The sequence below is a fragment of the Streptomyces rugosispiralis genome (assembly GCF_024505145.1).
GTDB lineage: Bacteria > Actinomycetota > Actinomycetes > Streptomycetales > Streptomycetaceae > Streptomyces > Streptomyces rugosispiralis.
Window position 1 is genome coordinate 139,827 of the sequence record NZ_JANIAA010000010.1, and the last position, 22,858, is coordinate 162,684.

Consider the following 22,858-nt stretch of genomic DNA (forward strand, 5'->3'; position numbering starts at 1 on the left):
GGGCACTTCGCCGTGCCCGGACCACGCCCGGGTGCCTTCAGGAGGAGCCCGAGGGGGTCCTGGCCATGGCCGCCACGAAGGCGCGCTCGACATCGGCCGTGGAGAGCACCCCGTAGACCTCGCCGGTCTCCTCGACCACCAGGTACTCGGTGGCGGGGGTGGCGCGCAGGGTGTCCAGCAGTTCCTCGCCGGTGAGCTCGGCGGAGACCCGCATACCGTCCTTGAGGTCCTGGGCGAGGCCGCTGACCGCGACCCAGGGGCGGCGGTGCTCGGGGATCCCCACGATGGCCGCCTCGCGCACCACCGCGGTCGGGGCGCCGTGGCCGTCCACCACGACCAGGGCGCGGGCCCCGGCCTCGTTCGCCCGGCGCAGCGCCTCGGAGAGCGGGGTGTCGGCCGCCACGGGGACGGCGCGCCGGGTGAGCGTACGGGCGCGCAGGTCCGGCAGCCGCTCCCGCAGCCGGGCCATCCGCAGGCTGTTACCGGCGCCGGTCCAGATGATCGCGGCGAGTATGGCGGCCAGCAGCGCGTCGGTGAGCGAGTCGACGCTGCCGAAGCTCTGGGGCTCCTCGCCGAGCCCGCCCGCCTGGGTGAGCAGCGGCAGCCCGACGAGCACCGCGACGGCGAGCGCGCGGCCGCTCCAGGCGGCGGCGACGGTGCCGGTCATGGGCCGGCCGCTGATCTTCCAGACGACGGCCCGCAGCATCCGCCCGCCGTCCAGCGGCAGTCCGGGCAGCAGGTTGAACGCGGCCACGATCAGGTTGGAGACCATCAGCCCGGCGAGCAGCACCCCGGGCACCGTGCCGGGCTCCACGACCAGCATGCCGAGGTAGAACACGCCCGCCAGGACCAGCGAGAGCAGCGGGCCGACGAAGGCGAGCACGAACTCCCGGCCGGGGGTCTCGGTCTCCTTCTCGATCTCCGAGACCCCGCCGAAGAACTGCAGCTGGATCCGGCGCACCGGCAGCTTGAAGCGGAGCGCGGCCACGGTGTGGGCGAGCTCGTGCACCAGCACCGAGGCGTAGAAGGCCACCGCGAAGAAGAGCGAGACCAGATAGCGGGCGGCGCCCAGCTCGGGCAGCACCCGGTCGAGCTGGCCGCCGAATACCCAGGTGATGAGGGCGGCGACCAGGAACCAGCTGGGCGAGACGTACACGGGTACGCCGAAGGGGCGGCCCATGAGAAAGCCGCCGCCCACCTCGCGTGGGCGCGGCTGCTTGCCGCCCTCGGGCTCGGTCGCGCGGTCCGATTCCCCGTTGTCGGACTGCCGCTGCCCGCTGTTGTCCACGGTGTCCCCTCGTCGGATGCTCGGTCGCACCCCTCTTTTTGATACGGTCCCCACGATCATGCAGTGCCGGGGGCTCGAACGTCGATGGTATGCGTCCGGCTGTCGGTGGCGGGTCGTAGGGTCTTCGCCATGGGAACCACCACGGGAACCACCACCGGGAAGGCCGAACCCTCCGACGGGCCGCCGAAGTCCGGCCCCGCCGCCTCGCTGTCACCCTCACGGGCGGCCGATTTCATGCGGTGCCCGTTGCTGTACCGCTTCCGAGTGATCGACAAACTGCCGGAGAAGCCCAGCGCGGCGGCCACCCGCGGCACCGTGGTCCACGCGGTGCTGGAGCGGCTCTTCGACGCCCCGGCCGCCGACCGCACCGCGCCGCGGGCCCGGTCGATGGTGCCGGGCGAGTGGGAGCGGCTGCTGGCGGCCAAGCCGGAGCTGGCGGAGCTGTTCCAGGAGGAGGACGGCGCTCCGGCGCCGGACCGGCTGGCCGAGTGGCTGACGGGGGCCCAGACGCTGGTGGAGCAGTGGTTCTCGCTGGAGGATCCGACTCGTCTGGAGCCCGCGGAGCGCGAGCTGTTCGTGGAGACGGAGCTCGAGTCCGGGCTGAGGCTCCGTGGAATCATCGACCGGATCGACATCGCTCCCACCGGTGATGTGCGGATCGTGGACTACAAGACGGGCAAGGCCCCCGCGCCGCAGTACGCGGGCGAGGCGCTGTTCCAGATGAAGTTCTACGCCCTGGTGCTGTGGCGGCTGCGCGGGGTGATCCCGCGGCGGCTCCAGCTGGTCTATCTGGGCAGCGGAGACGTGCTGACGTACGACCCGGAGGAGCGGGATCTGCGGGCCGTGGAGCGCAAGGTGCTGGCCCTGTGGGAGGCGATCCGGCTGGCCACGGAGACCGGCGCCTTCGTGCCCCGGCAGACCAGGCTCTGCGGCTGGTGCGACCACCAGGCACACTGTCCGGAATTCGGGGGTACGCCACCGCCGTATCCGTTGACAGTGCTACCCCGTCAGTCCGGCAGAATGGACGCGGTCTAGGAGAAGGAGTTCCCGTGGCGATCCGCGTCCTACTGGTCGATGATCAACCGCTGCTGCGCACCGGCTTCCGGATGATCCTGGAGGCGGAGCAGGATCTGGCGGTCGTCGGTGAGGCCGGGGACGGTCTGCAGGCCCTCGATCAGGTGCGGGCGCTGCAGCCCGATGTGGTCCTGATGGACATCCGGATGCCGCGGATGGACGGCGTGGAGGCGACCCGTCAGATCACCGGCCCGGGGCGGGACGGCCCGGCCAAGGTGCTGGTGCTGACCACCTTCGACCTGGACGAGTACGTGGTGGAGGCGTTGCGCGCCGGGGCCAGCGGCTTCCTGCTGAAGGACGCGCCCGCCACCGAGCTGGTGCAGGCCATCCGCGTGGTGGCGGCGGGCGAGGCGATGCTGGCGCCCAGTATCACCCGCAGGCTGCTGGACAAGTACGCCGGGCATCTGCCGTCGGGCGAGGAGCCGGTGCCGGACACCCTGCACACGCTGACCGAGCGCGAGGTCGAGGTGCTGAAGCTGGTGGCCCGGGGGCTGTCCAACGCGGAGATCGCCGCCGATCTGTTCGTGAGCGAGACCACGGTCAAGACGCATGTGGGCCATGTGCTGACCAAGCTGGGGCTGCGCGACCGGGTGCAGGCCGCCGTCTACGCCTACGAGAGCGGGCTGGTCCGCCCCGGCGCGCAGTAGGCGTCACCGGTGCGGCTCCGGCGGGGCGGCCGGCCGATGGGCCGGTCGGTCGCCCCCGTCGGCCCGTCGATCCAGCAGCCCGTCAGCCGCCGGACGACTTGCCGATCTCCCAGAAGCGGAAGACCGTCGAGGAGTCGAGGGTCCACTGCAGCCCGGTGATGTCGTCCTGGGCCACCGCGTACTGCTTGCCCTGCCACAGCGGGAGCATCGGCACCTCGTCGGCGACGATGTCCTGGATCCGCTGGAAGTCGCCCACCGTGGCCTCCCGGCTGGGCTGCTCGGCGGTGGCGGGGATCAGCTGCGCGGTCAGCCGCGGCGAGGTGTAGTGGTTGGCCAGGACGTTGCCGGCGCCGAAGAACGGGGCGACGAAGTTGTCCGGATCCGGGTAGTCGGGCACCCAGCCCTTCACATAGACGCCGTACTTCCCGCCGGCGACGCCCTTCTCGTACGTGGCGACGTCCGCGCTCCTCACATCGACGTCGAACAGCCCGCCGGCGTTGAGCTGCTCGGCGATCCGGCGCAGGCCCGGGACGGTGCCGGGGCCGTAGCGGATCGGGGTGCCCCACAGGGTCAGCTTGACCTTGCCGGTGATCCCCTCGTCCCGGAGCGCCTGCTTGGCCTTCTCGGGCTGCGGGCGGTCGCCGTACTTGTCGTAGAAGGCGGTGTTGTGGCCGGTGATACCGGCCGGGACCACCGAGTACAGCGGTTCGGCGGTGCGCTTGTAGACGTCCCGCACCAGGGTGGAGCGGTCGATGAGGTACGCCATGGCCTTGCGCACCCCGAGCTTGCCCGCCACCGGGTCCTTCATGTTGAAGACCAGGTGCTGGACCTCGGCGCCGGTGCCCTCGACCACGTTCAGGCTCTTGCCGCCGCCGAGGCTCCGCGCCTGGAGGTCGGCGAGGTCGCGCATGGCCAGCCCGCGGTAGGCGAGGTCCACATCGCCCTTCTGCACGGCGGACTTCAGCCGCGCCTGCGCGCCGTGGAAGAACTTCAGGGTCAGCCCGGAGTTCTTGGGCTCGGCGGGCCCCTGGTAGTCGCCGTTGACGGAGAAGTCCGCCTCGGCCTTGGTGAAGGAGTCCAGCTTGTAGACGCCGGAGCCGACCGCCTTGTGGTCCGTGCGCAGCTTGTCGGCCGGGTACTCCGCGTGGTCGACGATGGACCCGGCACCGGAGGCGATCTTCTGCGGGAAGGTCGCGTCGGAGTCCTTCAGCTGGAAGACGACGGTCCGCTTGTCCGGGGTGTCGATGCTCCCGATGGAGGTGAGCATCAGCGCCGGGCCGTTGGGGTCGTTGATCCGCTTGGTGCGCTCGAAGGAGTACTTGACGTCCTCGGAGGTGAGCGGATGGCCGTCTGTGAACGTCAGGCCGTCCTTCAGGGTGCAGGAGTAGACCCGGCTGGTGCTGTCCTTGAAGGAGCACTTCTCCGCCGCCTCCGGCTGCGGTGTGGTGCTGCCCTTCGGGAAGCTCAGCAGCGACTGGAAGACGTTGTTGAACAGCAGCCAGGAGCCGGGGTCGTAGCCCGACGCCGGGTCGGTGGCGAGCACCTCGTCCGACATCCCCATGACCACGTGCTCGCCGGCGCCCGCCGCGTCCCCGTCCTCACTGCCGCAGCCGGTGAGCAGGGCGGCGGCCAGTCCCGCCCCGAGGGGCGCTGCCAACCACTGATCACGTTTCCTCAACGGTATTCCTCACACACTCGACGTCTCCGTGTCCGACCCCCGTAAGTCGTTTCAGTCGCCCTTGCCGAGCTCCCACAGCTGGAGCATGGTCGAGGAGTCGAAGGCGTACTCGGCGCCCGTCACGTTCCCGCGGGCGGCCACGTACGTGTTGCCCTGCCACAGCGGAAGGTAGGGCACATCGCTGGCGACGGCGTTCTGGATGGACTGGTAGTCCTTGTCGGCGAGGCTGCGCTGGGCCTCCTGCCGGGTCTTGGGGATCAGCTCGTCCTGGATGGTCTTGTTGCGGTAGGGCGAGTTGAGGAAGTTGTCCTTGGTGAGGAACGGCGCGGTGTAGCTCTCGGGGTCCGGGAAGTCGGGGAGCCAGCCCATCCCGGAGGCGGAGAACTGGCGCTTGACGAGCGCGGGGCGGAAGTCCCGCCACGGGTAGCCCTTGACCGTGACGGAGAACAGTCCGCTGGCGTTGAGCTGCTTGCGCAGTTCCTTGAACTCCCCGGCCGTCTCCGGGCCGTAGTGGTCGGTGGTGTAGGTCAGCGTCAGCTTAACCGGGGTGCTGATACCGGCCTGGGTCAGCACGCGCCGGGCCTCCTCGGGGTCCGGGTCGCCGTACTCGTTGTGGAACGAGTTGATGTGCGAGGAGATGCTGGTGGGGATCATCGAGTAGAGGGGCTCGGCGGTCCGCTTGTACACATCGCGCACCAGCGCCTGGCGGTCCACGAGATGGGCGATGGCCTGCCGGACCGCCTTGTTCTTCACCGTCGGGTCGGAGGTGTTGAAGACCAGGTAGCGGATGCCCTGCCCGGAGGACTCGAAGAGGCGGACGCCCTTGATCTCGCCCTTGTTGAGCTTGTCGAGCTGCTCCGGCGAGAAGCCGCGGTGCACCAGGTCGATGTCGCCCTTGACCAGCGCCTTCTCCATGGTCGACGCGGAGTCGTAGAACCGCATCTCCACCTTGCCGGCCTTCGGCTCGACATCGCCCTTGTAGTGGGAGTTCCTGGTGAAGACGACCTTGGTCAGCCGGTTGTCGCGCACCTCGGTCCTGGCGCTGTACGGGCCCGAGCCGGTCATGTCGAAGCCGTCGCGCAGCGCGTCGGGCTTGTAGACCTCGCTGTCGAGGATCGCGGCGGCCGGGGTGGTGAGCTTCGACGGGAAGGTCGCGTCCGGCTGCGAGAGATGGATGACGATCTCGCGGTCGCTGGGGGTTTCGATCTTGTCCACATTGGACAGCAAGGACTTGGTGCCGTTGGGGTCGTCGATGCGCAGCACCCGCTCGAGGGAGAACTTGACGTCCTTCGAGGTGAGGTCGTGGCCGTTGGAGAACTTCAGCCCGTCGCGCAGCGTGCAGCGGTACTGCTCGCTCTGTCTGTCCTGGAAGCCGCATTTCTCTGCGGCATCGGGTATCGGCTCGGTTCCCGAGCGGGGCAGCCGCATCAGCGTCTGGAAGGCGTTGTGCAGCACGCTCCAGGACGCGAAGTCGTAGGCCAGGGCGGGGTCCAGCGGCGCGGGTGCCGCCTTCGACGCCTCTATGCGGTCCGTGCTGCCCAGGACGAGCGTCTTGCCGTCCGAGCCCGAGCCGTCGGTACCACCGCACGCGGCGAGCGTGGAGATCAGGAGGCCGGCCACGGCCGGCAGCACCAGCGACTTGCGCGTCATTGTCGGGAGTCTCCCTGCCATCGATCAACTACTCGCGACGACATTAGTCCGAGGCGCCAGTGATACTCGGACACAACGAAGTTGAGGCGATATCACGCCCCGATAACGAGCGATCATCGACCGATATCCGGACGTGGCCGCGATTCGTGCGCGATGCCACTAATCCGGACACAAAGGCTCTCCCAAAACGCATCAGACGGGACGCGCGACAGCCAACCATCGCACTCGTCTACGGCATATGCAGTGACAAACATCACGTTCCGTTGTCGCCAACGGAACGTGAAAAATCCGCCCGCGCTATTCAGTCTGCAATTTACATGAATACGCTCGGTGCGCGATCAGTGCACCGCCGTGATCAGAGTGCGCAGAAAATCGAGATCGACTTCTTCGAGCGAGCCGATGACCGTACGCCCCGCCGCGGGCTCGATCGGCACCACGGACGGCACCGCGACCACCCGGCATCCGGCCGCCTCCGCGGCCCGTACGCCCGTGTCGGTGTCCTCGATGACCACGCACCGCCCCGGCTCCGCCGCGAGCCCCGCCGCAGCGAACAGATACGGGTCCGGATGCGGCTTGGTCCGCTCGACCTCGTCGCCCGCGACCGTCAGGGCGAAGTGCTCCGGGCCGAGCGAGCGCAGGACGCGGTCCATCACCCGCCGGTGGGAGGCGGAGACCAGGGCGGTGGGGATGGAGTGCGCGGCCAGCTCGGTGAGCAGCCGGCGGGCTCCGGGCAGCATCGGCACACTGCCGTCGATCAGCTCGGTGAAGCGGCTGTTGAGCAGGCCGGTGAGCTCGGCGAGGGCGATCTCGGCGCCGGTGGCCTCGATCAGGAACTGGGCGCTGCGCGACATCGGGCCGCCCACCACGACCTGGCGGTACTCCTCGGCCAGGGCGTGCCCGAGCTCGGCGAAGATGGAGACCTCCGCGTCCCACCAGATGCCCTCGGTGTCGACCAGGGTGCCGTCCATGTCGAGCAGAACGGCTTGCAGAGCCGAGCCTTCGGCCGTACGGGTGTCGACGGCGGGGATGCTGCTGGTCATCCAAACACCTCCGGATAAGGGGCACGAAGGCCGGCCCCCTTCCACGGACGGGAAGGCGACCGGCCTCTACCGGATCGACCAGTCTACGTCGCGCCGCGCCGACGCGCCCGGTGAGAGCCTGTGACACAGGCTCTGAGCACCCAAGGCGGTCACAGAAGGCCGCCAGGGGGCTACCGCGCGTCTACCGCGCGTTGAAGTACTTCGCCTCCGGGTGGTGGATCACGATGGCGTCCGTGGACTGCTCGGGGTGGAGCTGGAACTCCTCCGAGAGCTTCACCCCGATCCGCTCCGGCTCCAGCAGGTCGGCGATCTTCGCACGGTCCTCCAGGTCGGGGCAGGCGCCGTAGCCGAGCGAGAAGCGTGCGCCGCGGTACTTCAGCGCGAACATGTCCTCCATCTCGCCCGGGTCCTCTCCCGCGAAGCCCAGCTCGGCGCGGACCCGGGCGTGCCAGTACTCGGCCAGCGCCTCCGCGAGCTGGACGGACAGGCCGTGCAGCTCCAGGTAGTCGCGGTAGGAGTCGGCGGCGAACAGCTCGCCGGTGGCCTCGCCGATCCGGGAGCCGACGGTCACCACCTGGAGGCCGACGACATCGGTCTCGCCGGACTCCTCGGGCCGGAAGAAGTCGGCCAGGCACAGCCGGCGGCCGCGGCGCTGGCGCGGGAAGGTGAAGCGGGTCCGCTCGCTGCCGTCCTCGTTCAGCAGGACCAGGTCGTCGCCCTTGGAGACGCACGGGAAGTAGCCGTAGACGACGGCCGCCTCGAGCAGGTTCTCGGTGTGCAGCCGGTCCAGCCAGCCGCGCAGCCGGGGCCGCCCCTCGCTCTCCACCAGTTCCTCGTAGCCGGGGCCCTCGCCGGTGCGGGACTGCTTGAGCCCCCACTGGCCCTTGAACAGCGCCCCCTCGTCCAGCCAGGAGGCGTAGTCGGCCTGCTGGATGCCCTTGACCACGCGGGTGCCCCAGAAGGGCGGGGAGGGCACGGGGTTGTCGGTGGCCACGTCGGAGCGTGCCGGGCCCTCCTCCGGCTCCGGCTCGCGCACCTGGGCGGCGCGCTGGGGGACGCGGCGCTGCCGGAGCTCGGGGAGCGTGGCGCCGGGCACGCCGCGCTTGACGGCGATCAGCGCGTCCATGAGCCGCAGCCCCTCGAAGGCGTCGCGGGCGTAGCGCACCTCGCCCTCGTAGATCTCGTGCAGATCCTGCTCGACATAGGCCCGGGTGAGCGCGGCGCCGCCGAGGATGACGGGGAACCGGGCGGCCAGCTTGCGCTGGTTGAGCTCCTCCAGGTTCTCCTTCATGATCACGGTGGACTTCACCAGCAGCCCGGACATGCCGATCACATCGGCACCGTGCTCCTCGGCGGCCTCCAGGATCGCGGAGACCGGCTGCTTGATGCCCAGGTTGACCACGTTGTAGCCGTTGTTGGACAGGATGATGTCCACGAGGTTCTTACCGATGTCATGGACGTCGCCGCGGACGGTGGCGAGCACGATGGTGCCCTTGCCCTCGTCGTCCGACTTCTCCATGTGCGGTTCGAGATGGGCGACCGCGGTCTTCATGACCTCGGCGGACTGGAGGACGAACGGCAGCTGCATCTGGCCGGAGCCGAACAGCTCGCCGACCACCTTCATGCCCTCCAGCAGCGTCTCGTTGACGATGTCGAGGGCGGGGCGCTCCTGGAGGGCCTCGTCGAGGTCGGCCTCCAGGCCGTTGCGCTCGCCGTCGATGATGCGGCGCTGGAGCCGCTCCTCGAGCGGCAGCGCGGCCAGTTCCTCGGCCTTGCCCGCCTTGAGCGACTTGGCGGTGGCGCCCTCGAAGAGCCCCATCAGCTTCTGCAGCGGGTCATAGCCCTCGGCCCGGCGGTCGTAGATCAGGTCCAGGGCCGTACGGACCTGCTCCTCCTCGAACCGCGCGATCGGCAGGATCTTGGAGGCGTGCACGATCGCCGAGTCCAGGCCCGCCTTGACGCACTCGTCGAGGAAGACGGAGTTGAGCACGATGCGGGCGGCCGGGTTGAGGCCGAAGGAGATGTTGGACAGGCCCAGTGTGGTCTGGACGTCCGGATGGCGCCGCTTGAGCTCGCGGATCGCCTCGATGGTGGCGATGCCGTCCTTACGGGACTCCTCCTGACCGGTGCAGATGGTGAAGGTCAGGGTGTCGATGAGGATGTCCGACTCGTGGATGCCGTAGTTGCCGGTCAGGTCGGCGATCAGCCGCTCGGCGATCTCGACCTTGTGCTCCGGCGTGCGGGCCTGGCCCTCCTCGTCGATGGTCAGCGCGATCAGGGCGGCGCCGTGCTCCTGGGCCAGCCGGGTGACCTTGGCGAACCGGGACTCGGGGCCGTCCCCGTCCTCGTAGTTCACGGAGTTGATGACCGCGCGTCCGCCGAGCTTCTCCAGCCCGGCCCGGATCACGTCGACCTCGGTGGAGTCCAGGACGATGGGGAGGGTGGAGGCGGTGGCGAACCGCCCGGCCAGCTCCTCCATGTCCGCGACGCCGTCCCGGCCGACGTAGTCCACGCACAGGTCGAGCAGATGGGCGCCCTCGCGGATCTGCTCCCGGGCCATCTCCACGCAGTCGTCCCAGCGGGCCTCCAGCATGGCCTCGCGGAACTTCTTGGAGCCGTTGGCGTTGGTGCGCTCGCCGATCGCCAGGTACGAGGTGTCCTGGCGGAACGGCACGGTCTGGTAGAGCGAGGCGGCGCCGGGCTCGGGGTGCGGGGTGCGCTCGGTGGGGGTCAGCCCGCGGACCCGCTCGACGACCTGGCGCAGATGCTCGGGCGTGGTGCCGCAGCACCCGCCGACCAGGGAGAGCCCGTACTCGCGGACGAAGGTCTCCTGGGCGTCGGCCAGCTCACCGGGGGTGAGGGGGTAGTGGGCGCCGTCCTTGCCCAGCACCGGGAGGCCGGCGTTGGGCATGCAGGACAGCGGGATCCGGGAGTGGCGGGCGAGGTGGCGCAGGTGCTCGCTCATCTCGGCGGGGCCGGTGGCGCAGTTGAGGCCGATCATGTCGATGCCGAGCGGCTCGAGGGCGGTGAGCGCCGCGCCGATCTCGGAGCCGAGCAGCATGGTGCCGGTGGTCTCGACGGTGACCGAGCAGATCACCGGCAGGTTGGCGCCGGTGGCGGCCAGGGCGCGGCGGGCGCCGATGATCGAGGCCTTGGTCTGCAGCAGGTCCTGGGTGGTCTCCACCAGGAGGGCGTCCGCGCCGCCGGCGATCATGCCTTCGGCGTTGGCCTGGTAGGCGTCGCGGAGGACGGTGTACGGGGCGTGGCCGAGGGTGGGCAGCTTGGTGCCGGGGCCCATGGAGCCGAGCACCCAGCGCTGGCGTCCGTCGGCGGCGAACTCGTCGGCGACCTCACGGGCGATCCGGGCGCCGGCCTCGGAGAGCTCGTGGACGCGGTGGGCGATGTCGTATTCGCCGAGCGCCGCGTGGTTGGCGCCGAAGGTGTTGGTCTCGACGCAGTCCACGCCGGCGGCGTAGTACTCCTCGTGGACCGAGCGGACGATGTCCGGGCGGGTGACGTTGAGGATCTCGTTGCAGCCCTCGAGCTGCTGGAAGTCGTCGAGACTGGGCTCCTGCGCCTGGAGCATCGTCCCCATCGCGCCGTCGGCGACCACCACTCGGGTGGCCAGCGCTTCGCGGAGCGCGTCGGCTCGGGCGGCGGATGTGGGCGATGGCGTATGAGAGGCCATGGATGTGCTCCCTGGAGTGCGACGGCTGTCGGCTTTGCGCCCTCCCCCGGGGACGGCGCACCACGCCAGGGTAGCGGCCAGTGGTCATTTCGCGAGGGGTGGCCCATCAGCCGGGACGAGCACGGCCGATTCGGCCCCCGTCGGCCCATTGATCGCCGACACACAGCCGTCAGGTACCGAGCAGTCGACATGGACCGATAGTGTTCAGCATTGTCGAACCGCAGTCAGGAGGTTGGCGATGGCCCGGAACATCCAGTCGCTGGAGCGCGCCGCCGCGATGCTACGCCTGCTCGCCGGTGGTGAGCGACGTCTGGGACTGTCCGACATCGCCTCCACCCTGGGGCTGGCCAAGGGCACCGCGCACGGCATATTGCGCACCCTCCAGCAGGAGGGCTTCGTGGAGCAGGACGAGGCGTCCGGCCGCTATCAGCTCGGCGCGGAGCTGCTGCGCCTGGGCAACAGCTATCTGGACGTGCACGAGCTGCGCGCCCGCGCCCTGGTGTGGACCGACGACCTGGCCCGCTCCAGCGGCGAGAGCGTGTACCTGGGCGTGCTGCACCAGCGGGGCGTGCTGATCGTCCACCATGTCTTCCGGCCGGACGACAGCCGCCAGGTGCTGGAGGTCGGCGCGATGCACCCGCTGCACTCCACGGCGCTGGGCAAGGTGCTCTCCGCCTACGACCCGGTCGCGCACAGCGAGGTGACCGAGGCCGACCGTAAGGCGTTCACGCCCCGCACGGTGACCGGGGAGCGCGAGTTCGAGGGCGTGCTGGACCTGACCCGGGCGCGCGGCTGGGGCTGCGACGTGGAGGAGACCTGGGAGGGCGTGGCCTCCGTCGCGGCGCCCATCCACGACCGGCGCCGGCTGCCCGTGGGCGCGGTGGGCATAACGGGCGCGGTCGAGCGGGTGTGCGCGGACGGGGAGCTGCGCTCCGAGCTCGTGGCCGCCGTACGGGACTGTGCTCGCGCCGTCTCCCGGGACCTGGGCGCCCTGCGCTTCTGAACCGTGCCACCGCGTGCGGATTTGCCCCCATATCCCCGCATGACCTGCTTCATCACGGTTTCACATACGCACGATTTTTCCTTCACACGACCCTTGACGGGGTCTTCGGCGTGAAGAAAACTGCCGTTCATCGGTCGGCATTGTCGAACACCTGACGACAATATTCGCTATGGTGGACTCGCCGCGGGCCGACCAACGCCCTCCCACGAGGGCGCGGACCACCGGAGAGACCCGGGGGTTCGCCTTCCCCTGGACGAAGGACAAAGGAGTCGCGGGTGTCCAGCTCCGACATCTTCATCGGCGAGACCATCGGTACCGCCGTTCTCATTCTGCTCGGCTGCGGTGTCGTCGCCGGCGTTGTCTTGAAGCAATCCAAGGCGTTCGAGGCCGGGTGGGTCGCCATCACCCTCGGGTGGGGCTTCGCCGTGCTCACCGGCGCCTACATCTCCGCACCGCTCTCGGGGGCGCATCTGAACCCGGCGGTGACGATCGGCCTCGCCATCGAGGGCGGCGTCGAGTGGAGCAAGGTGCCCATCTACTTCCTCGGGCAGATGCTCGGCGCGGTGATCGGCGCTTCGCTGGTGTGGCTCGCCTACCTCGGCCACTTCCACGCCCATCTCACCGACCGCGAGATCGTCGGCGGACCGGGCGCCCAGGACACGGCGGCGGCGGACCGGCAGCAGCAGGCCACCGGCGCCGGCCCGGTGCTGGGCGTCTTCTCCACCGGCCCGGAGATCCGGAACGTCGGTCAGAACCTGGCCACCGAGATCATCGCCACGACCGTGCTGGTGCTCGCCATCCTCACCCAGGGGCTCAACGGCGACGGCAAGGGTCTCGGCGTCATCGGCGTCATGATCACCGCCTTCGTGGTGGTCGGCATCGGCCTCTCGCTCGGCGGCCCGACCGGTTACGCCATCAACCCGGCGCGTGACCTCGGCCCCCGGATCGCCCACGCCCTCCTGCCGCTGCCCAACAAGGGCGGCTCGGACTGGGGCTATGCCTGGATCCCCGTAGTCGGCCCGCTCATCGGCGGCGCCATCGCCGGCGGGATCTACGAGATCGCCTTCGCCTAGTCCACCCCACCATTCGCAGGAGAGCAGCAGATCATGACCGACACCCACACCACCAGCGCCTCGTCCCACGGCCAGGGACCGTTCATCGCGGCGATCGACCAGGGCACCACCTCCAGCCGCTGCATCGTCTTCGACCGCGACGGCCGCATCGTCGCGGTCGACCAGAAGGAGCACGAGCAGATCTTCCCCAAGCCCGGCTGGGTGGAGCACAACGCCACCGAGATCTGGGAGAACGTCAAGGAGGTGGTCGCCGGCGCCATCACCAAGGCCGAGATCACCGCCGTCGACGTCAAGGCGATCGGCATCACCAACCAGCGCGAGACCACCCTGCTGTGGGACAAGAACACCGGTGAGCCGGTGCACAACGCGATCGTCTGGCAGGACACCCGCACCGACGCCCTCTGTCGCGAGCTCGGCCGCAACGTCGGCCAGGACCGCTTCCGCCGCGAGACCGGCCTCCCGCTGGCCTCGTACTTCGCCGGTCCCAAGATCCGCTGGCTGCTCGACAACGTCGAGGGGCTGCGCGAGCGGGCCGAGGCGGGCGACATCCTCTTCGGCACCATGGACTCCTGGGTCATCTGGAACCTCACCGGCGGGGTCAACGGCGGCGTGCACGTCACCGACGTCACCAACGCCTCCCGCACCCTCCTGATGAACCTGCACACCCTGGACTGGGACGAGAAGATCCTGACCTCGATGGACATCCCGGCCGCCGTGCTGCCGCGGATACGCTCCTCCGCCGAGGTCTACGGGCACACGGCCGAGGGCGTCCTGGCGGGCGTGCCGGTCGCCTCCGCGCTCGGCGACCAGCAGGCGGCCCTGTTCGGCCAGACCTGCTACTCCGAGGGCGAGGCCAAGTCCACCTACGGCACCGGCACCTTCCTGCTGATGAACACCGGCGAGAAGCCGGTCAACTCCTACAACGGGCTGCTGACCACCGTCGGCTACCGGATCGGCGACGAGAAGCCGGTCTACGCCCTGGAGGGCTCGATCGCGGTCACCGGTTCGCTGGTGCAGTGGATGCGGGACCAGATGGGCCTGATCAACAGCGCCGCCGAGATCGAGACCCTCGCGAGCTCGGTCGAGGACAACGGCGGCGCGTACTTCGTGCCCGCCTTCTCGGGCCTGTTCGCCCCGTACTGGCGGTCCGACGCGCGCGGTGTGATCGCGGGTCTGACCCGCTACGTCACCAAGGCGCACATCGCCCGTGCCGTGCTCGAGGCCACCGCCTGGCAGACCCGCGAGATCGTCGACGCGATGACCAAGGACTCCGGGGTCGAGCTCACCTCGCTCAAGGTCGACGGCGGTATGACCTCCAACAACCTCCTGATGCAGACCCTCTCGGACGCCCTGGACGCACCCGTGGTGCGCCCGATGGTCGCCGAGACCACCTGCCTCGGCGCCGCCTACGCCGCCGGTCTCGCCGTCGGCTTCTGGCCGGACACCGACGCCCTGCGCGCGAACTGGCGCCGGGCGGCCGAATGGACCCCCCGAATGGACGCGGACGTCCGCGACCGCGAGTACAAGAACTGGCTCAAGGCCGTGCAGCGGACCATGGGCTGGATCGAAGACGAGGAGTAAGCAATGACCACCCTGCAGAGCGTTCCGTCCTCCCTCGGAACGCACCCGGCTGCCGGTTCGAACCCGAGCCGAGCCGAAACCCGGGAACAGCTCTCCAAGGCGACGTACGACCTCCTGGTGATCGGCGGCGGCATCCTGGGCATCACCACTGCCTGGCACGCCGCGCAGTCCGGACTGCGGGTGGCGATGGTGGACGCCGGTGACTTCGCCGGCGCCACCTCCTCGGCCTCCTCCAAGCTGCTCCACGGCGGCCTGCGCTACCTCCAGACGGGCGCGGTCAAGCTGGTCGCCGAGAACCACTTCGAGCGGCGCGCGGTCTCCCGTACCGTCGCCCCGCACCTGTCCAACCCCCTCACCTTCTACCTGCCGGTCTACAAGGGCGGTCCGCACGGCGCGGCCAAGCTGGGCGCGGGCGTCTTCGCCTACTCGGCGCTCTCCGCCTTCCGCGACGGCGTCGGCCATGTGATAGGCGCCGAGCGGGCCGCGCGCGACGTCCCGGAGCTGCGCACCGAGGGCCTCAAGGCGGTCGCGGTCTACGGCGACGGCCAGATGAACGACAGCCGCATGGCCCTGATGACGGTCCGGGCGGCCGTGGAGGCGGGCGCCACCGTCCTCAACCACGCCGAGGTCGTCGGCCTGCGCAAGAACGACGGCCGGGTCGCCGGAGCCGAGCTGAAGGACCGCACCGACGGCACCGAGTTCGGGGTCAGCGCCCGTCTGGTGCTCAACGCCACCGGCCCCTGGGTGGACCACCTGCGCCGGATGGAGGACCCGAACGCGGCCCCGTCGATCCGGCTGTCCAAGGGCGCGCACCTGGTCCTCAAGCGCACCTCCCCGTGGCGGGCGGCGCTGGCCACCCCGATCGACAAGTACCGCATCACCTTCGCCCTCCCCTGGGAGGACATGCTGCTGCTGGGCACCACGGACGAGGAGTTCGAGGGCGACCCGGCCGATGTCGCGGTCAACGAGGCGGACATCTCCCAGATCCTGGACGAGGCGGCCTTCTCCATCCGCGACCAGCAGCTCTCCCGCGATCTGATCACCTACTCCTTCGCGGGGCTGCGGGTGCTGCCCGGCGGTCCGGGCGACACCGCCAAGGCCAAGCGGGAGACCGTGGTCACCGAGGGCAACGGCGGGATGCTCTCCATAGCCGGCGGCAAGTGGACCACCTTCCGCCACATCGGCCGCACCGTGATGCGGAAGCTGGCCGAGCTGCCGGGCCGTCCGCTCGCCGACGACATGGAGCCGGTCAAGCAGCTGCCCCGGCACATGCCGCTGCCGGGCCTGGCCAATCCGCACGCCGTCGAGCACCGGCTGCTGGTGGACGGCGGCACCCCCGGCCCGCGCATGGCCGCCGACACCGCCCGCCATCTGGCGACCCACTACGGCTCGCTCTCCTTCGACATCGCCCGGCTGGCCGGCGGCGACCCGGCGCTCGCGGAGCGGATCCACCCGGACGCCCCGGAGATCTGGGCGCAGGTCGTCTACGCCCGGGACTACGAGTGGGCGCGCACGGCGGACGACGTCCTGCGCCGCCGCACCACCCTGACCATCCGCGGCCTGGACTCCGAGGACATCCGGAGCCGGGTCGAGGATCTGCTGGCCAAGCGACCCTGACCCCCGCGGGGCCGCCTTCCCAGGTCCGGGCGGCCGGGTGAGAGGAAACGTCTTCTCACCCGGCCGCCCGGACTGCTAGTTTGAAGCAGCAATCAATTCGAGGAGGGGGTGAGCGCGCGATGTCCTACCAGGAGCACGCCATCTCGCTCACCGCCCGCCGCCATATCGATCTGCACCGCGTCTCCAGCGCGATCTGTCAGGGCCGCTGACGGCTTCTCCGCCGCCCGGCCCTTTCTCTTTTCCGCATCCGCAGCTCTTTCGTTCCGTTCAGCCTGGAGACCTCCCCATGCTCGGCTCACGCCGCGGTCATGCCGTTTTCGGCGTCATCACCGCTCTGTCCCTCGCCGCCACCGCCTGCTCCTCCTCCGGCGCGTCCGGCGCGGGGAGTTCCACCCCGCACTCCGGCGGCCGTCTGACCTTCGCCCTGGCCTCCGACCCGATCTGCGTCGACCCGCAGCAGCAGGGCAACAACGACGCGCTCTACCCCGCCCGGCAGTTGGTGGACTCCCTCACCGACCAGGACCCGAGGACGGGGAAGATCGTGCCGTGGCTGGCCAGGAGCTGGGAGGTGAACAAGGACGCCACCACCTTCACCTTCCACCTCCGCCGCGGCGCCACCTTCAGCGACGGCACCCCGGTCGACGCCCGCGCGGTCAAGGACAACTTCGACGGCATCGTGCGGCTGGGGGCGAAGTCGGTGCTGGGCGCCAGCTATCTGGCCGGGTACGCGGGCACGACCGTGGTCGGCGAGGACACCGCCCGGGTGCGGTTCAAGGAGCCCAACGCGCAGTTCCTCCAGGCCACGTCCACCTTCACACTCGGTCTGCTGGCCCGGTCGACCACCCGGCTCCCGGCGGCGAAGCGCTGCACCGACCACCTCGTGGGCTCCGGCCCGTTCACCCTCGTCGACTACACCCCGAACAAGTCGGTCGAGGAGCGCCGCCGCCCGGGCTACGCCTGGGGCTCGTCGCTGTGGCGCAAGAAGGGCCCGGCCTATCTGGAGCGCATCTCCTTCAAGGTGGTCCCCGAGTCCGGGGTGCGCACCGGCTCCCTCCAGTCCGGGCAGGCCGATGCCATCGGGGGCGTCGCGCCTAGTGACGAGGACGGGCTGAAGGGCACCGGCTTCACCCTGCTCAGCCGGGCCAACCCCGGTGTGCCGTTCGCCCTGACGGTCAACGCGGGCCGCCCCCTCACCCGGGACGCGAAGATCCGCGAGGCCATCCAGCTCGGGGTGAACCGCCAGGAGGTGGTCGACACCGTCCTCAGCCGCCGCTACAAGCCGGCCACCAGCTCGCTCGCGTCCACCACCACCGCGTACAAGAACCTCGGCGACCGGCTGCGCCACTCCCCGGACCGGGCCCGGAAGCTGCTGGACGAGGCGGGCTGGAAGCCCGGACCCGGCGGCATCCGGGTCAAGGACGGCCGGAAGCTCTCCCTCAAGGTCGTCTGGGCCACCAACTTCGGCCCCAACCAGACCGCGCTGGAGCTGATCCAGCAGCAGCTGAAGAAGATCGGCGTCCAGCTCACCCTGAAGTCCCACTCCATCGGGGACTATGTCGAGGTCCGGCAGAAGGGCGACTACGACTACGCCTGGGGCAACACCACCCGCGTCGACCCCGACATCCTGCGCACCTCCTTCTCCGGCGAGGGCCTCAACCTCTCCCGGCTGCACGACCCCGCGCTCGACTCGGTGCTCGACCAGCAGTCGGCCACGGCCGACCCGGCACGGCGCGCGAAGTACGCCGCCCAGGCCCAGGCCCTGGTGGTGGAGAAGGGCTACCAGGTGCCGGTCTTCGAGCTCACCACCGTGATCGGCGTCGGGAAGAACGTCCACGACCTGGACTTCGAGGCGTCCTCCCGGCTCCAGTTCCATGACACCTGGCTCTCCTGAGCGCCGTCCCGAACTCCGAAGAGCGAAAGCGAACCCATGCCGCGCTACCTTGTGCAGCGGCTGCTCCAGGCGGTCTTCGTGCTGTGGGCGGCCTTCACCACCTCCTTCGTCGTGCTCTATCTGCTGCCCGGCGACCCGGTATCGATCATGGCTTCCGGGGGCGGTGACACCAACGATGTGAGCCCCGGGCAGATCGCCGAGCTGAAGCGGGTCTACGGCTTCGACAAGCCGCTGATCGAGCAGTACGGCGATCGGCTGTTCCACGCCCTCCAGGGCGACTTCGGGATCTCCGTCCAGAACGGTGACCCGGTCACCCGGCTGATCGCCGACCAGTTGCCCGCGACCCTCCAGCTCACCTCGGCCGCGCTGCTGCTGGCCACGGCGGTGGGGGCGGGCGTCGCGCTGGCGGCCACCTACACCCGGCGGCGCTGGCTGCGGCAGGCCCTGCTGTCGCTGCCCGCGCTGGGCGTCTCGGCGCCGACCTTCTGGGTGGGCCTGATCCTCGTCCAGGTCGTGTCGTTCCGCTGGGGGCTGCTGCCCGCCATCGGCAACGAGGGGTTCCAGAGCCTGATCCTGCCGGCGATAACCCTGGCCGTGCCCGCCTCCGCCGTGATCGCGCAGGTCTTCGCCAAGAGCCTGCGGACCGCGCTGGCCGAGCCGTATGTGGAGACGGCGCTGGCGAAGGGGGCGAGCCGGCCGCGGGTGCACTTCGGGCACGCCCTGCGCAACGCCGCCGCCCCGCCGCTGACCGTGGCCGGAATGCTGGTCGGCAATCTGCTGGCGGGTTCGGTGATCGTGGAGACGGTGTTCTCCCGGACCGGTGTCGGCCGGGTCACCGCCACCGCCGTGACCGCCCAGGACATCCCGGTGGTGCAGGGTCTGGTGGTCTTCGGCGCCCTGGCCTTCGTACTCGCCAACCTGGCCGTGGACCTGATCATTCCGCTGCTCGATCCACGCATCACCGGCGCCGCGGCCCCGGCGGTGACCCGATGAGCCGCCGCCGCGCCGCCGCGCGGTTCTGGGTGCGCAGGCCCGGTCTGGTGGTGGCGGTGGCCGTGCTGGTGGTGACGCTCCTGGCGGCCTTCTTCCCCGCCCTGTTCACCGGGCGGGATCCGCTGTCGGGGGTGCCGGCCGAGCGGCTTCAGGCGCCCAGCCTCCACCATCTCTTCGGCACCGACCAGCTGGGCCGGGATCTGTTCTCGCGGGTGGTGCACGGCTCGGCGCTCTCGCTCAAGGCCACCTCGCTGGCCGTGGCGGTGGGCCTGGTCGCCGGTTCGGCGCTGGGGCTGACCGCGGGCTATGTGGGCGGGCTGCTCGACGACGCCCTGATGCGGATCGCCGACGTCCTGCTCGCCATCCCCAGCCTGCTGCTCTCCCTGGCCGTGGTGACCGCGCTCGGCTTCGGCACCGTCAAGGTGGCCGTCGCGGTGGGCGTGACCAGCGTGGCCGGCTTCGCCCGGATCATGCGGGCCGAGGTGCTGCGGGTGCGCGAGGCCACCTATGTCGAGGCGGCCCGGTCCTCGGGCTCGCGCCCGCTGTCGGTGCTGCTGCGGCATGTGCTGCCGAACGCCTCCGGGCCCGTACTGGTCTACGCGGCCGTCGAGTTCGGCACCGTGGTGCTCGCCGTCTCCGCGCTCAGCTTCCTGGGCTACGGGGCCGAACCACCGGCACCGGAGTGGGGCTCCCTGGTCTCCGGCGGCCGCGACTACCTCGCCACGGCATGGTGGCTCACCACCCTGCCGGGCCTGACCATCGCCGCCACCGTACTGGCCGCGGGACGGGTCTCCCGCGCGCTGGACGGCGAGGCGAAGGAGGCGTCCCGATGACGGTCACCACCGCGCCCCTGCTGTCGATCCGCGGGCTGAAGGTCTCCTACCGCACCGGCGACGGCTCCCCGCCCGCCGTGCGCGGGGTGGACCTCGACATCGCCCCCGGTGAAGTGGTCGCCCTGGTCGGTGAGTCCGGCTCGGGGAAGTCCACCACCGCACACGCGGTCATCGGCCTGCTGCCGCCCGGCGGACGGATCGACGACGGCCGGATCCTCTTCGACGGTACGGACCTGGCCGCCGCCGGAGAGCGGGAGCTGCGGGCCCGGCGCGGCCGCGACATCGGGCTGATCCCGCAGGACCCGATGGTCTCGCTCAACCCGGTGCAGCGGATCGGGCGGCAGGTCGCCGAGGTGCTGCTGATCCACGGCCTGGCGGACCGGGCGTCGGCCCCCGCCGAGGCCGTACGGATCCTGGGGCAGGCCGGGCTGCCGGATCCGGAGGTCCGGGCCCGCCAGTATCCGCACGAGCTGTCCGGGGGCATGCGGCAGCGCGTGCTCATCGCGATCGCGGTGGCGGCGCGCCCCCGGCTGGTGATCGCCGACGAGCCGACGAGCGCGCTGGACGTCACCGTGCAGCGGCGGATCCTGGACCATATCGAGACGCTCACCCGCCAGGCGGGCACGGCCGTGCTGCTGATCACCCACGATCTGGGGGTCGCGGCCGACCGGGCGCGGCGGATCGCGGTCATGTCGGAGGGCGGGATCGTGGAGACCGGCCCGGCCCGGGACGTCCTCACCGCGCCCCGCCATCCGTACACCCGGCAACTGCTGGCGAGCGCGCCGAGCGTGACGACGGCGCGGGTGCGGGCGCGGGAGGCGGCACCGCGGGAGACTCCTCCGGCCGCCGCCGACCTGGTCGCGGTGGCGGGCCTGGTCAAGGTGTTCGCGCCGCGCGGTCGGGCGGCGGTCCGCGCCGTGGACGGGGTGGACTTCCGGATCCGGCGGGGTGAGAGCTTCGCCCTCGTCGGGGAGTCCGGTTCGGGGAAGTCCACCACGGCCCGCATGGTGGCCCGGCTGACCGACCCCACCGAGGGCCGGATCCGGTTCGACGGGCAGGACATCACCGCGCTGTCGGGCGCGGCGCTGCGCCGACTGCGGCGCCGGGTCCAGCTCGTCTACCAGAATCCGTACTCCTCGCTCGACCCCCGCCGGTCCGTGGCCGACGCCGTCACCGAGCCGCTGCGCGCCTTCCGGGTGGGCGACCGGGCGGCACGGCTGCGGCGGGCGGCCGAACTGCTGGACCGGGTGGCGCTGCCCGCGGCCACGCTGCGCCGCAGACCGGGTGAGCTCTCGGGCGGTCAGCGGCAGCGGGTGGCCATCGCCCGGGCCCTGGCCCTCAGCCCCGATCTGGTCATCTGCGACGAGCCGGTGTCGGCACTGGATGTGTCGGTGCAGGCGCGGATTCTGGAACTGCTGGCGGAGTTCCAGCGCGATCTGGGGCTGAGCTATCTCTTCGTCTCCCATGACCTCGCCGTCGTACGGCAGATCGCCGACCGGGTGGGGGTGATGCGCGACGGGAGGCTGCTGGAGACGGGCACGACGGATGAGGTCTTCGCCTCGCCCTCCCATCCGTACACCGGGGAACTGCTCGCCGCGATCCCCGGCGGGCGCCATGCGGTCTCCGTCCGATCCTGATCCGCCCGACGCTGGAAGGACACCATGAAGTTCTCCGTACTGTCCCTGATCAGCCATGCCCCGCATCCCTTGACCGGTGAGCTGCCCGCCGCCGCCGAGCGGTTCGAGGACGTCGTGGAGACGGGGGTGGCCGCCGAGCGGCTCGGCTTCGACGCGTACGCCGTCGGGGAGCGGCACGCCGGGCCGTTCCTGTCCTCGAGCCCGACGGTGGTGCTGGGCGCGCTCGCGGCCCGCACTTCGCGGATCCGGCTGCTCACCGGTGTGACCGTGGTGGCGATCCTGGACCCGGTGCGGGTCGCCGAGGACTACGCGACGCTGGACCAGCTCTCCCGGGGCCGGATCGAGCTGGTGGTGGGCAAGGGCGCGGAGGCCGGGCACTTCGACCTCTTCGGCCTCGACGAGGACCGGCAGTGGGATCTCCAGGCCGAGAAGTACGAGCTGCTGCGGCGGCTGTGGAGCGAGGAGAAGGTCACCTGGAAGGGGGAGTTCCGGCCGCCGCTGAAGGAGGTGACGACCGTGCCGCGCCCCTACGACGGGCTCCCCAGGGTCTGGCACGGCTCGGCCACCAGCCGCAACTCACCCGAGCTGGCCGCCAGACACGGCGATCCGCTGTTCACGGCGAACGCCATCCAGCCGCGCGAGGCGTACGCCGGGCTGATCCGCCACTACCGCGAGCGGTTCGAGGCGTACGGGCACGATCCGGCGACCGCGCATGTGGCGGCCGGGTCCGGCGGGCTGTTCATCGCGGACACCACCCAGCGGGCGATCGAGGAGTACAAGGACTACTACGAGGCGCGGGTGCGGCAGAACTTCAAACCGCACCTCGCGGACAAGCCGGGCTACAACACCCCCTTCCGCACGATCGAGGACGCGATCGAGAGCGGGCCGCAGCTCATCGGGAGCCCGCAGCAGATCATCGACAAGATTCTCGGCTATCACGAGCTCTACCGGCACGACCTTCAGTCGATCACGGTCGACGGGATCGGGCTGAGCCGGTCCCGGCAGATCGAGACCTTGCAGAGGTTCGCCGAGGAGATCGCCCCGGTGGTGCGCCGGGAGGCACCCAGCAAGCTCTGGAGCTGACGGGCGATCTCACCAACTCGCCGCCCATGCGAGGCAGTTGGCGGTAGATCCACCGCGGGCCTGTGAACTTACTCGCGCGTTA

The 22,858-nt window shown here is 70.5% G+C and carries 17 protein-coding genes; 12 read left to right on the top strand and 5 right to left on the bottom strand.

The features are described from left to right. Positions 1-37 precede the first annotated feature (37 nt). Positions 38-1,288 carry a site-2 protease family protein gene (locus NP777_RS18450; protein ID WP_256651242.1) on the bottom strand — a complete coding sequence of 417 codons (1,251 nt, stop codon included), beginning with the start codon at positions 1,286-1,288 and terminating at the stop codon, positions 38-40. A gap of 129 nt (positions 1,289-1,417) precedes the next feature. Between NP777_RS18450 and NP777_RS18455 the strand changes: the two genes are divergently transcribed. After that, complete coding sequence (locus NP777_RS18455) at positions 1,418-2,323, top strand: RecB family exonuclease (protein WP_391858535.1); 906 nt, start codon at positions 1,418-1,420, stop codon at positions 2,321-2,323. A 14-nt stretch (positions 2,324-2,337) separates the two neighbouring features. Further along, a complete protein-coding gene (locus tag NP777_RS18460; RefSeq protein WP_009719179.1) occupies positions 2,338-3,009 on the top strand; it encodes a response regulator in 672 nt (223 codons plus the stop codon). A gap of 82 nt (positions 3,010-3,091) precedes the next feature. On the opposite strand, the gene NP777_RS18465 is transcribed toward NP777_RS18460, so the two are convergent. From NP777_RS18465 to metH, 4 genes are all read right to left on the bottom strand, one after another. Further along, complete coding sequence (locus NP777_RS18465) at positions 3,092-4,687, bottom strand: ABC transporter substrate-binding protein (RefSeq protein WP_256651243.1); 1,596 nt, start codon at positions 4,685-4,687, stop codon at positions 3,092-3,094. Between the two features lie 51 nt (positions 4,688-4,738). Continuing rightward, entirely contained in the window at positions 4,739-6,337 is a 1,599-nt protein-coding gene (locus NP777_RS18470; RefSeq protein WP_256651244.1) for an ABC transporter substrate-binding protein, read from the bottom strand. A gap of 338 nt (positions 6,338-6,675) precedes the next feature. Then, entirely contained in the window at positions 6,676-7,377 is a 702-nt protein-coding gene (locus NP777_RS18475) for an HAD family hydrolase (protein ID WP_256651245.1), read from the bottom strand. A 181-nt stretch (positions 7,378-7,558) separates the two neighbouring features. After that, positions 7,559-11,065, bottom strand: a complete 3,507-nt coding sequence (gene metH, locus NP777_RS18480) for a methionine synthase (RefSeq protein WP_256651246.1) — start codon at positions 11,063-11,065, stop codon at positions 7,559-7,561. Between the two features lie 238 nt (positions 11,066-11,303). Between metH and NP777_RS18485 the strand changes: the two genes are divergently transcribed. The 10 genes from NP777_RS18485 (at position 11,304) to NP777_RS18525 (ending at position 22,776) form a co-directional block, all read left to right on the top strand. Next, on the top strand, positions 11,304-12,068 hold the full coding sequence (locus NP777_RS18485; protein WP_256651247.1) for an IclR family transcriptional regulator: 765 nt from the start codon (positions 11,304-11,306) through the stop codon (positions 12,066-12,068). A 275-nt stretch (positions 12,069-12,343) separates the two neighbouring features. Next, entirely contained in the window at positions 12,344-13,141 is a 798-nt protein-coding gene (locus NP777_RS18490) for an MIP/aquaporin family protein (RefSeq protein ID WP_256651248.1), read from the top strand. Positions 13,142-13,174: 33 nt separating this feature from the next. Then, on the top strand, positions 13,175-14,722 hold the full coding sequence (gene glpK / locus NP777_RS18495) for a glycerol kinase GlpK (protein ID WP_256651249.1): 1,548 nt from the start codon (positions 13,175-13,177) through the stop codon (positions 14,720-14,722). A 3-nt stretch (positions 14,723-14,725) separates the two neighbouring features. Then, the gene (locus NP777_RS18500) at positions 14,726-16,339 is read left to right on the top strand and encodes a glycerol-3-phosphate dehydrogenase/oxidase (RefSeq protein ID WP_256651250.1); all 1,614 of its coding nucleotides are present in this window, start codon (positions 14,726-14,728) and stop codon (positions 16,337-16,339) included. 119 nt (positions 16,340-16,458) lie between these two features. After that, positions 16,459-16,548 (top strand): putative leader peptide, encoded by a 90-nt coding sequence (locus tag NP777_RS48375; RefSeq protein ID WP_313884834.1) that lies wholly within the window; start codon positions 16,459-16,461, stop codon positions 16,546-16,548. 77 nt (positions 16,549-16,625) lie between these two features. Beyond that, complete coding sequence (locus NP777_RS18505) at positions 16,626-18,230, top strand: ABC transporter substrate-binding protein (RefSeq protein ID WP_256651251.1); 1,605 nt, start codon at positions 16,626-16,628, stop codon at positions 18,228-18,230. 36 nt (positions 18,231-18,266) lie between these two features. After that, positions 18,267-19,223 carry an ABC transporter permease gene (locus tag NP777_RS18510; RefSeq protein ID WP_256651252.1) on the top strand — a complete coding sequence of 319 codons (957 nt, stop codon included), beginning with the start codon at positions 18,267-18,269 and terminating at the stop codon, positions 19,221-19,223. Continuing rightward, the gene (locus tag NP777_RS18515; RefSeq protein WP_256651253.1) at positions 19,220-20,056 is read left to right on the top strand and encodes an ABC transporter permease; all 837 of its coding nucleotides are present in this window, start codon (positions 19,220-19,222) and stop codon (positions 20,054-20,056) included. The genes NP777_RS18510 and NP777_RS18515 overlap by 4 nt, the downstream gene beginning before the upstream one ends. Beyond that, positions 20,053-21,693 carry a dipeptide ABC transporter ATP-binding protein gene (locus NP777_RS18520; protein ID WP_256651254.1) on the top strand — a complete coding sequence of 547 codons (1,641 nt, stop codon included), beginning with the start codon at positions 20,053-20,055 and terminating at the stop codon, positions 21,691-21,693. Before NP777_RS18515 ends, NP777_RS18520 begins: the two co-directional genes overlap by 4 nt. A 24-nt stretch (positions 21,694-21,717) precedes the next feature. Beyond that, a complete protein-coding gene (locus NP777_RS18525; protein WP_256651255.1) occupies positions 21,718-22,776 on the top strand; it encodes an LLM class flavin-dependent oxidoreductase in 1,059 nt (352 codons plus the stop codon). Positions 22,777-22,858: the final 82 nt, after the last annotated feature.